Annotated in this window: 9 protein-coding genes; 8 read left to right on the top strand and 1 reads right to left on the bottom strand. The window is 71.7% G+C overall.

The window, feature by feature from the left end:
• Positions 1-52: 52 nt before the first annotated feature.
• From ACYC1Z_RS12065 to ACYC1Z_RS12045, 5 genes are all read left to right on the top strand, one after another.
• Positions 53-2,992, top strand: a complete 2,940-nt coding sequence (locus tag ACYC1Z_RS12065; protein ID WP_461409775.1) for an Rne/Rng family ribonuclease — start codon at positions 53-55, stop codon at positions 2,990-2,992.
• 198 nt (positions 2,993-3,190) lie between these two features.
• A complete protein-coding gene (locus ACYC1Z_RS12060; RefSeq protein ID WP_461409773.1) occupies positions 3,191-4,561 on the top strand; it encodes an ABC transporter substrate-binding protein in 1,371 nt (456 codons plus the stop codon).
• Between the two features lie 71 nt (positions 4,562-4,632).
• Positions 4,633-5,490 carry a carbohydrate ABC transporter permease gene (locus tag ACYC1Z_RS12055; protein ID WP_461409774.1) on the top strand — a complete coding sequence of 286 codons (858 nt, stop codon included), beginning with the start codon at positions 4,633-4,635 and terminating at the stop codon, positions 5,488-5,490.
• Positions 5,487-6,302 (top strand): carbohydrate ABC transporter permease, encoded by an 816-nt coding sequence (locus ACYC1Z_RS12050; RefSeq protein WP_461409772.1) that lies wholly within the window; start codon positions 5,487-5,489, stop codon positions 6,300-6,302. Before ACYC1Z_RS12055 ends, ACYC1Z_RS12050 begins: the two co-directional genes overlap by 4 nt.
• A gap of 101 nt (positions 6,303-6,403) precedes the next feature.
• A complete protein-coding gene (locus ACYC1Z_RS12045) occupies positions 6,404-7,060 on the top strand; it encodes an NAD(P)H-binding protein (protein WP_461409771.1) in 657 nt (218 codons plus the stop codon).
• Between the two features lie 38 nt (positions 7,061-7,098).
• Here the strand turns inward: ACYC1Z_RS12045 and ACYC1Z_RS12040 are convergent, their stop codons facing one another.
• The gene (locus ACYC1Z_RS12040; RefSeq protein WP_461409770.1) at positions 7,099-7,569 is read right to left on the bottom strand and encodes a hypothetical protein; all 471 of its coding nucleotides are present in this window, start codon (positions 7,567-7,569) and stop codon (positions 7,099-7,101) included.
• 255 nt (positions 7,570-7,824) lie between these two features.
• Between ACYC1Z_RS12040 and rplU the strand changes: the two genes are divergently transcribed.
• The 3 genes from rplU to obgE all read left to right on the top strand — a co-directional run bounded on the left by rplU (position 7,825) and on the right by obgE (position 10,097).
• Positions 7,825-8,145, top strand: a complete 321-nt coding sequence (gene rplU, locus ACYC1Z_RS12035) for a 50S ribosomal protein L21 (RefSeq protein WP_461409769.1) — start codon at positions 7,825-7,827, stop codon at positions 8,143-8,145.
• Positions 8,146-8,204: 59 nt separating this feature from the next.
• The gene (rpmA, locus tag ACYC1Z_RS12030) at positions 8,205-8,462 is read left to right on the top strand and encodes a 50S ribosomal protein L27 (RefSeq protein WP_461409768.1); all 258 of its coding nucleotides are present in this window, start codon (positions 8,205-8,207) and stop codon (positions 8,460-8,462) included.
• A 114-nt stretch (positions 8,463-8,576) separates the two neighbouring features.
• Positions 8,577-10,097, top strand: a complete 1,521-nt coding sequence (gene obgE, locus ACYC1Z_RS12025; protein ID WP_461409767.1) for a GTPase ObgE — start codon at positions 8,577-8,579, stop codon at positions 10,095-10,097.
• Positions 10,098-10,130: the final 33 nt, after the last annotated feature.

Genomic DNA, 10,130 nt, shown 5'->3' with positions numbered 1-10,130 from the left:
TGCCGCCTCCGCCGCGGCCGAGGCGGCCGAGCCGAGCGACGGCGACGTCGCCGTGCCCGAGGCCGCCGAGGAGGCGCAGGCAGCAGCCCCCAAGAAGCCACGGACCCGCCGGGCCGCCACCAAGACGACGGCCGCTCCGGCCGAGCCCGCCAGCGAGACGACGGCCGCTCCGGCCGAGCCCGCCGCCCCCGTGCTCGCCGACCTCGACCGAGCCATCGTCACGCCCCAGGAGCGGACCGCGGCGACGGACGAGCCCGCGGCGGACGAACAGGCACCTCGGCGTCCCGCCCGCCGCAGCCGCCGGGCCTCCGCCCCCGCCCGCTCGCCCGAGCAGCGCCTCGACGTCTTCGCGGAGCTGGGCAGCGCGCGCCCCGGCGACGAGGACGAGGAGATCAGCCCGCAGGACGTCGTCGCCGCCGCAACCGCAGAGACAGTGGCCGAGACCACGGGCGAGGACGACACCGGCCCGCGGCTGGCCGCGACGGCGCTGCTCTTCCAGGCTCCGGACCCGGCCAAGGCGCGTCCGCGCCGCCGTCGGGCCCAAGCACCCGCCGGCACCCCCGACGCCGAGACCCTGGCCGCCGACGAGGCACCGTCCCAGGAGACCCCGACCCAGGCAGAGCCCGAGGATGGCGCCGCGGACGGTGACGAGGAGAGCTCCACGGGGCGGCGGCGTCGTCGTCGTGGTGGCCGTGGCCGCCGCAACCGCGGGGGCCAGGACGGCGACGGATCGACCGAGGACGACTCCACCGCAGCCGACGAGACCGCTCGGGGCAGGGCGGCGGAGGCCGACGAGCCCCAGGACACCGACGAGCCCCAGGACACCGACGAGCCCTCGGACGCCGACGAGTCCGAGGACGACGAGACGTCGAGCTCGTCCTCGCGCCGCCGCCGCCGCCGTCGCCGCAGCAGCGGTGGCAGCCGGTCCGGCGAGGCGGAGCCGACCGGCCGCACCGCACGCGACGAGGTCACGGCCCTCAAGGGCTCCACGCGGCTCGAGGCCAAGCGTCAGCGCCGCCGCGAGGGGCGCGAGGCGGGCCGCCGTCGCCCGACCATCACCGAGTCCGAGTTCCTCGCCCGACGCGAGGCGGTGGGTCGCAAGATGGTCGTGCGCGAGAAGGACGGCCTCAACCAGATCGCCGTCCTCGAGGACGACATCCTCGTCGAGCACTACGTCGCACGGCACACGCAGACGTCGATGGTCGGCAACGTCTACCTCGGCCGTGTCCAGAACGTGCTGCCCTCGATGGAGGCCGCGTTCCTCGACCTGGGCAAGGGTCGCAACGCCGTCCTCTACGCCGGCGAGGTCAACTGGGACGCCGCCGGCATGGAGGGACAGCCACGCCGCATCGAGCAGGCCCTGAAGTCCGGGGACGCCGTGCTCGTCCAGGTCACCAAGGACCCGATCGGTCACAAGGGCGCCCGCCTGACGGCGCAGGTCACCCTGGCGGGCCGGCACCTCGTGCTCGTGCCCTCCGGGGCGATGACCGGCATCTCGCGCAAGCTTCCCGAGAACGAGCGGGCCCGCCTGAAGAAGCTGCTCAAGGAGATCGTCCCCGCGGGGGCCGGCGTGATCGTGCGCACGGCTGCCGAGGGGGCGACCGAGGAGCAGCTCCGCGCCGACGTCGAGCGGCTGACGAAGCAGTGGGCGGACATCGAGGCCAAGGCCAAGAACGCCAAGAACGCACCGCTGCTGCTCAAGGGTGAGCCCGAGCTCGCCGTGCGCGTGGTCCGGGACGTCTTCAACGAGGACTTCGAGTCCCTCGTGGTCTCCGGCGACGGTGCGTGGCAGACGATCTCGACCTACGTCAAGGACCTCTCGCCCGACCTCGCCGACCGGATGCACCACTGGACGGACCGCACGGACGTCTTCGCCGGCCACCGGGTCGACGAGCAGCTCGCCAAGGCGATGGACCGCAAGGTCTGGCTGCCCTCGGGCGGCTCGCTCGTCATCGACCGCACCGAGGCCATGACCGTCGTCGACGTCAACACCGGCAAGTTCACCGGCTCCGGCGGCACGCTCGAGGAGACGGTCACCCGCAACAACATCGAGGCGGCGGAGGAGATCGTCCGCCAGCTCCGGCTGCGGGACATCGGCGGCATCATCGTCATCGACTTCATCGACATGGTGCTCGAGTCCAACCGCGACCTCGTCATGCGCCGCCTGATCGAGTGCCTCGGCCGGGACCGCACCCGCCACCAGGTGGCCGAAGTGACGTCACTCGGTCTGGTCCAGATGACCCGCAAGCGCGTCGGGCAGGGCCTCGTCGAGGCCTTCTCGACCCCGTGCGAGCACTGCAACGGCCGCGGCTTCATCGTGCACGACCAGCCGGTCGAGCGGTCCGACGAGTCCCACTCGCACGGCTCGGACGACGGCGGATCCTCCTCGCGCCGTCGCGGCCGTCGGGGCGCCGAGCCGGCTGCCGAGGCCGCCCCCGAGCCCGTCGCCGAGGACCCGGAGACGGTGGCCGCCCGCAAGGCCGTCAAGGCCACGCTCGCCACCATCGCGGCCGCTGCCGCCAGCGCCCACAACGAGGACGTCCACGGCGCGGCTGATGCGCCGGAGCACCGGTCCGACGAGGCCGTCTCGACAAAGCGGGTGACCGAGCCGGCGCCCGCCGTCGAGCCGGCGCCCGCCGAGACAGCGCCCACGGGACGCCGTCGACCGGCCCGACGCCGCGCCACCGCGCCGTCCAGCGCGCCGGCACCCACGGGTGCACCGGCGGTCGATGGCGCGCCGACGAGCACGGGTGTCATCGGGGCGGCACCGGCCACCTCCGGTGTCATCGGGGCAGCCCCGGCGGCCGGTGCGGCCACGACGCACGCCGCATCCCAGGCGCCCACCGCACCCCAGGCGCCCGCCGCGTCCGCTGACAGCCAGGCGCCGGCCGTCCCGGCCCCGGCACGAGCCCGCCGGAGCCGCCGTGCGGTCTCGGGCGGCGTCGTGACGCCGGGCGAGACGAAGATCGTCACGCCCAAGTCTGCGGAGTAGCGCCGCTGCGACGTATTGGCCGGGGGGTGGGACCGAACCGAATGGTCTCGCCCCCCGGTCAGTCGTGGGTGGGCGAACGCACCTCCTCGAGGCGCGACGGGCGCGGGTTGCGGCGTGGTCGTCGGTGACGGATACGACCGCACGCGAGATGCTTTGCCAGAATGGGTGCGCTCGGCACCAGACAGGAGATCAGAGAAGATGAGCAGAACCGTGCGTCCCACGAAGGTCGCAGCCCCGGTTGCCCTGCTCGCGGCGGCCCTCGTGCTTGCCGCGTGCACCCCCGGGTCCAACGACGCAGCCAAGGAGACCTCGACCGGCACGACGGGTGAGGTGGTCACCGACATCTCCGGTCTGAAGGACCAGACCCTCGTCGTATGGGACCAGGAGGTCCGCGGCGGGCAGAACGAGCAGATGGAGCAGCTCAACGCCGCGTTCATGGACCAGTACCCGAACATCGAGATCCAGCGTGTCTCGCAGTCCTTCGACGACCTCAACACGACGCTGCGCCTGGCGCTGACGGGCGACGACGCCCCCGATGTCGTGCAGGCGAACAATGCCCGCGCGCAGATGGGTCAGTTCGTCGCCGCCGACCAGCTGGTCGCGCTGGACCCGTGGTCCGAGGCGTACGCGTGGCCCGAGAGGTACCCCGAGTCCGTCCTGCAGTACTCCAGCTACAGCCCCGACGGCACCGTCTTCGGCGAAGGCTCGCTGTACGGCATGCCCCAGGTCGGGGAGATCGTCGGCGTCTTCTACTCCAGGGCCAAGCTCGCCGAGCTCGGCCTGCAGCTTCCGCAGACGTGGGGCGACTTCGAGGGGCAGCTCGCCACCATCGCCGCCGCCGGGCAGACCCCGCTGCTGCTGGGCAACATCGAGCAGTGGCCGGCGCTGCACGTCTTCGGTCCCATCCAGGGCACCCACGTCGACGCCGACACGATCCGTACGCTCGGCTTCGGCAACCCCGGGGCGAGCTGGACCACCGAGGAGAACGTGGCCGCCGCGACCACCCTGCAGGAGTGGGCCCAGGCCGGCTACTTCAACGAGGGCTTCAACGGCACCGACTACGACGCCGCCTGGCAGTCCCTGACCCAGGGGGACGGCGTCTACCTCATCGGCGGTTCCTGGCTGGCCGCGGACCTCGAGGCAGCGATGGGCGACGACGTCGGCTTCTTCGCCCCGCCGCCTGTCGAGGCCGGTGGCACCTCCGTCACCACGGGCGGAACCGGCCTGCCGTTCACGATCACCTCGGCCGCCGCGGACCCCGACGTCGCCGCCGCGTACATCGACTTCATCACCAGCGTCGACGCCATGAAGGTGCTCGCGGAGACCGGCAACATGCCGGTGGTCGAGACCGCCGAGAATGCACCCGCCTCCGGTGTGCAGAACGAGATCTACACCGCCTTCGGGGCGGTCTCCGAGGCCGGTGGACTCCTCCCGTACCTCGACTGGGGCACGCCGACGATGGCCACCACCCTCGGTCAGGGGCTGCAGGAGCTCATGGCGGGGCGGATCACCCCCCAGCAACTCACCGAGACGGTCGAGGCGGACTACGCCGAGTTCGTCGCTGAATGAGCTCGTCGCGGCCGGGTGAGCGAGCCGGGCAGGATGTGACACGTCCCGCCCGGCCCGCCCGCCGGCGCAGCATGTACGGGCTGGCCCCGTGGCGTTTCCTGCTGCCCGCGCTCGTGCTGTACGTGCTCTTCCTGATCTACCCGCTCGGCCGGGCGGTGCTGCTCTCGCTCTACGAGTGGGACGGGCTGACGCTGGCCACGTTCGTCGGTTTCGCCAACTACGCGGACGTCTTCGCCGACGAGCAACTGCGGGCGGCGTTCACGCACGCCCTGGTGCTCATCTTCTTCTTCGCGGTCCTCCCGCTCGCGATCGGCCTCGTCCTCGCCGCGATCCTCACGCGCGGGCAGGTGCGCGGCCTCGCGTTCTTCCGCACCATCGTGTTCCTGCCGCAGGTGATCGCCATGGTGGTCGTCGCGGTGGCGTGGCGGCAGATCTACGCCCCGGACGGCCTGCTGAACGACGTCCTGCGCGCCGTCGGCCTCGAGACCTGGACGCGTCCCTGGCTGGGTGACTTCACACTCACGCTGCCGGCCGTCGGACTCATCGGCACGTGGGTGTCCACCGGCCTGGTGACCGTCCTGCTCATGGCGGGCATGTCCCGGGTCCCCACCGAGCTGTACGAGGCCGCGACGCTCGACGGCGCCGGGATGGTCCGCCAGTTCTGGTACATCACGCTGCCGTCGGTGCGCGCCGAGATCGTCGTCGCGCTGACGCTGACGATCATCGCGGCCCTGAAGACCTTCGACCTCGTGTACGTCACGACATCCGGCGGGCCGGGCAGGTCGACGACGGTGCCCTCCTACGAGGTCTACCGACGGGCCTTCCAGCTCGGCGAGGTCGGTTCCGCGACGGCGGTGGCCGTGGTGCTGACCGCCCTGATCTTCGTGATCAACCTGGTCGTGAACCGTATCGGGGAGCGGGAGTCGTGAGGATCTCCGGCGCGGAGCGCCTCGGCAACTACGTGATCCTTCTCGTCTTCACGGTCATCGCCCTGACCCCGATCGTCACGATCCTGGTCACCGCGTTGTCCCCGGAGACGCCGGTGGACGCGGCGGCCGGAGCGGTGCATCCGGAGAACTTCGGACGGGCCTGGGAGCAGGGCCGGTTCGGGGAGTACATGCGCAACTCCGTCGTCGTCGCGGTCATCGTGGTGGTGGTGGCCGGTGTCTGCTCGCTCATGGCCGGCTACGCGCTCGGCGCGTTCCGCTTCCGGGGCTCGACGGCGATCTTCTACCTCTTCCTGCTCGGTCTCATGGTGCCCAGTGAGGCGATCGTGGTCCCACTGTTCTTCGACTTCCAGAAGTTCGGGCTGACGAACACGTACTGGGGGATCGCCCTGCCGCAGGTGGCGCAGTCGATCGCGTTCGGCACCTTCTGGATGCGGTCCACCTTCCGCGGCGCGAACCGGTCGATCATCGAGGCCGCCCGCCTCGACGGCGCCGGACACCACCGGGTCCTGTGGCAGGTCCTCGTGCCGGTCGCCAGACCGGCCGTGGTCACGCTCGTGCTGCTGACGTTCATGTGGACATGGAACGAGTTCCTCATCCCGCTGGTCATGTCGCCCAACGCCCAGCTCCGCACCGCGCCGCTGGGCCTGGCCCTCTTCCAGGGCCAGTACGTCCAGGGGACCGTGCTGCTCGCCGCCGGCGCAGTGCTCGTCGCGCTTCCCGTCGTCGTGCTGTACATCTTCCTCCAGCGCCACTTCATCCAGGGCATGCTCGAGGGCGCGGTACGCGAATGAGTTCGTGGGAGGGCGCTCGAGCAGCTCGAACGGCGGTACGCGAACACGGTGCGCGAGCAGCTCGAAAGGGCGGTACGCGAACAACACGTAAGGTCGGGGGCATGAAGATCGTCATCGCCGGGGGCCACGGGAAGGTCGCCCGCATCGTCGAGAGACACCTCGCCGAGCGTGGCGACGAGGTCCTCGGACTGATCCGCAACCCCGACCACGCCGCCGACCTGCGCGAGGTGGCGGCCGAACCGGTCCTCTTCGACCTCGAGCACGGCACCGTGGCCGAGCTCGCCGCCCTCCTGAAGGGTGCGCACGGCGTCGTGTTCGCGGCCGGGGCCGGACCGGGCAGTGGTGCCCAGCGCAAGGACACGGTGGACCGTGGCGGCGCGGCGCTCCTCGCGGACGCCGCCGAGGCGGCCGGGGTGCACCGGTACGTGATGGTCTCCGCGATCGGCGCCGAGCGTGGCAGCGCGGGTATCGAGGACGAGGTGTACGCCGCGTACATGGACGCCAAGAAGGCGGCCGACGAGGACCTCATGTCCCGCGACCTCGACTGGACCGTGATCCGGCCCGGGCGGCTGACCGACGACCCGGGCACCGGCAACGTCACGATGGCCAGGCACACCGGATCGGGGTCCGTCCCGCGTGAGGACGTGGCGCGTGTCGTCGTCGCCGCTCTCGACGACCCGGCCACGGCGGGCCTCGTGGCCGAGCTCATCTCGGGCCCCACTCGGGTGGCGCTCGCGCTCGCGGAGCTCACCGACTGACCGGATCATCTGGTTACCGAGCTCACCGACCGGCCGGATCATCTGGTGGCCCGTGTCCGGCGGGGTGCGCCGGCGTCCCGTAGATCACGCCGTGCACGCACCACCGCGGCCTCGACGTCGAGCAGGAAGCAGGCCATCTCGGTGCGGTCGACGTGGCCGGCACCGACGAGCCACTCCACCAGTCGCAGCACGAGGAAGAGCTGCGCCCGCGCGCGCGGCACGCCCGGCATCAGCCACGCGTCGTCGACGAACCCGGGCAGGCCCGCCACCAGGGCCTCCGCGTCGGTGACCCGGGCGACCGCCCCCGCCGGGTCGAGCTCGCGCTCCGCCCCGGCGAGCACCAGCTCGGAAGGCGTCAGGAACCGCTCGTAATCGGTGTCGAGGTAGACCTCCAGGTGCCGCCGTACCTCCCCGGCGTGCCCGCGCACCGACGGATGGGCGAGGACGGGAGAACGTGCGAAGAATGCGGCGAGCAGGGCGGCGGCGCTGGGGCGGGGTGTCTCGTCCATGTCGGTACCCTCCCAGTGGCCACTGACATCGGTGCCAGGCGACGTCGGCGCCACCCATCGCCAGGATCGGCCATCCTGTGCCGGATCCCACAACGGGACCGGCGTATTCCGGCCCGGCGTCATTTGCCCGTCGCGGCGCCGACGCGTAACCTGGGGCGTCGGTGCGCCTCACGAGGCCGCCGCACTCAGTGAGTCTTGCGCTCCGACGGGATCGTCGTCCCGGGACCGCGCGAGGCCCGACCCGCAACGACAGAGATGAGCAGCAACGTGGTGTACGCGATCGTCAAGGCCGGCGGCCGTCAGGAGAAGGTGTCCGTCGGCGACGTCGTCGTCGTCGACAAGTTGACCGGTGAGGTCGGCGGAACCGTCGAACTCGAGCCCATCATGCTCGTCGACGGTGACAAGGTCACCACGGATGCCGGCGCCCTCGACAAGGTGAAGGTCACCGCCGAGATCGTCCGGGCCGAGAAGGGCCCGAAGATCACGATCATCAAGTTCAAGAACAAGACCGGCTACCGCAAGCGCATGGGCTACCGCTCGCAGCGGACCCGCCTCAAGGTCACCGGCATCAAGTAAGCCCGCGGCCCGCCCGGGCCCGTTCCCCCCACGACGAAGAACACGAAAGCAGGTTCGAGATGGCACACAAGAAGGGCGCCAGCTCCTCCCGGAACGGCCGCGACTCCAACGCCCAGCGCCTCGGCGTGAAGCGTTTCGGCGGTCAGGTCGTCAAGGCCGGCGAGATCATCGTTCGTCAGCGCGGCACGCACTTCCACCCCGGCCAGAACGTGGGTCGCGGCAAGGACGACACCCTGTTCGCCCTCGAGCCCGGCGCCGTGCAGTTCGGCAACCGTCGTGGCCGCAAGGTCGTGGACATCGTCCTCGCCGACGCCTGAGCACCACCAGCTCCTGACAGGGGCGGACGGCTTGACGCCGTCCGCCCCTGTCGCATGCTTGGAACCACTAGCGCGGCGCACCACGGGGCCGCACGGCAGGGAAGAGGAAAGCCGATGGCCACCTTCGTAGACCGCGTGGTGCTCCACGTGGCGGCCGGTGACGGCGGCAACGGCTGCGCCTCGATCCGCCGCGAGAAGTTCAAGCCCCTCGCCGGGCCCGATGGCGCCAACGGCGGGCGCGGCGGCGACGTCGTCCTCGTCGTCGATCCGCAGGTCACCACCCTGCTGCAGTACCACCACTCCCCGCACCAGAACGCCACCTCCGGCACCCAGGGGGCAGGCGACATGCGCGGCGGGAAGAACGGGGAGGACCTGATCCTCCCGGTCCCCGACGGCACGGTCGTGAAGTCCGCCGACGGCGAGGTGCTCGCCGACATGGTAGGCGCCGGCACCCGCTTCCTGGCTGCCCAGGGCGGGCACGGCGGCCTCGGCAACGCCGCCCTCGCTTCGCCGCGGCGCAAGGCGCCCGGGTTCGCCCTGCTCGGTGAGGAGGGCGAGACGATCGAGCTCATCCTCGAGCTGAAGTCGGTCGCCGACGTCGCCCTCGTAGGATTCCCCAGCGCCGGCAAGTCCTCCCTCGTCGCTGCCATGTCCGCCGCGCGGCCCAAGATCGCCGACTACCCGTTCACGACGCTCGTGCCGAACCTCGGCGTGGTCCAGGCCGGGTCGGAGCGGTACACCGTCGCCGACGTCCCGGGGCTGATCCCCGGGGCCTCCCAGGGGAAGGGCCTCGGCCTGGAGTTCCTCCGCCACATCGAGCGCTGCGCCGTCATCGTGCACGTGCTCGACTGCGCCACCCTCGAACCCGGCCGCGACCCCGTCTCCGACCTCGACACCATCGAGGCCGAGCTCGGCGCGTATGCCGCCGGCCTCGACCTCGACATCGCCGGCGGCCGCGTCCCGCTCATGGAGCGCCCCCGCGTGGTGGTGCTCAACAAGATCGACGTGCCCGAGGCGCGGGACCTCGCCGAGCTGGTTCGACCCGACCTCGAGGCGCGCGGGCTGCGCGTCTTCGAGATCTCCACCGCCTCACACGAGGGCATGCGGCAGCTCTCCTTCGCTCTCGCAGAGATCGTCACCCGGGCGCGCGAGGAGACCCAGCGTCCCGAGGCGACCCGCGTCATCCTGCGGCCCACAGCCGTGGACGACGCCGGCTTCACCGTCAGGCCGGGCACCGGCCCGGGCGGTCCCTACTTCCAGGTCCGCGGCGCCAAGCCGGAGCGGTGGGTGCGGCAGACCGACTTCAACAACGACGAGGCCGTCGGCTACCTCGCCGACCGGCTCGCCAAGATCGGCATCGAGCAGGAGCTCTTCCGTGCCGGTGCCGTCTCCGGCGCCACTGTCGTGATCGGTCCCGTCGAGGGCGGCGTCGTCTTCGACTGGGAGCCCACGATGCAGACCGGTGCCGAGCTGCTCGGCCCCCGCGGCACCGACCTGCGCATGGAGGAGGAGAACCGCCCGACCCGCGCGGAGAAGCGGCGCGGCTACCACGACCTCATGGACGCCAAGGCCGCGGCCCGCGAGGAGCTGTGGCAGGAGCGCGACGCCGGTCACTGGGCCGACCCCGAGGAGTAGGACGGGTGCGGGGCGCGCCGCACCCGGCCGGAC

It is taken from the genome of Georgenia sp. (genome assembly GCF_054605595.1).
This window is presented reverse-complemented; position numbering and strand designations above follow the sequence as displayed.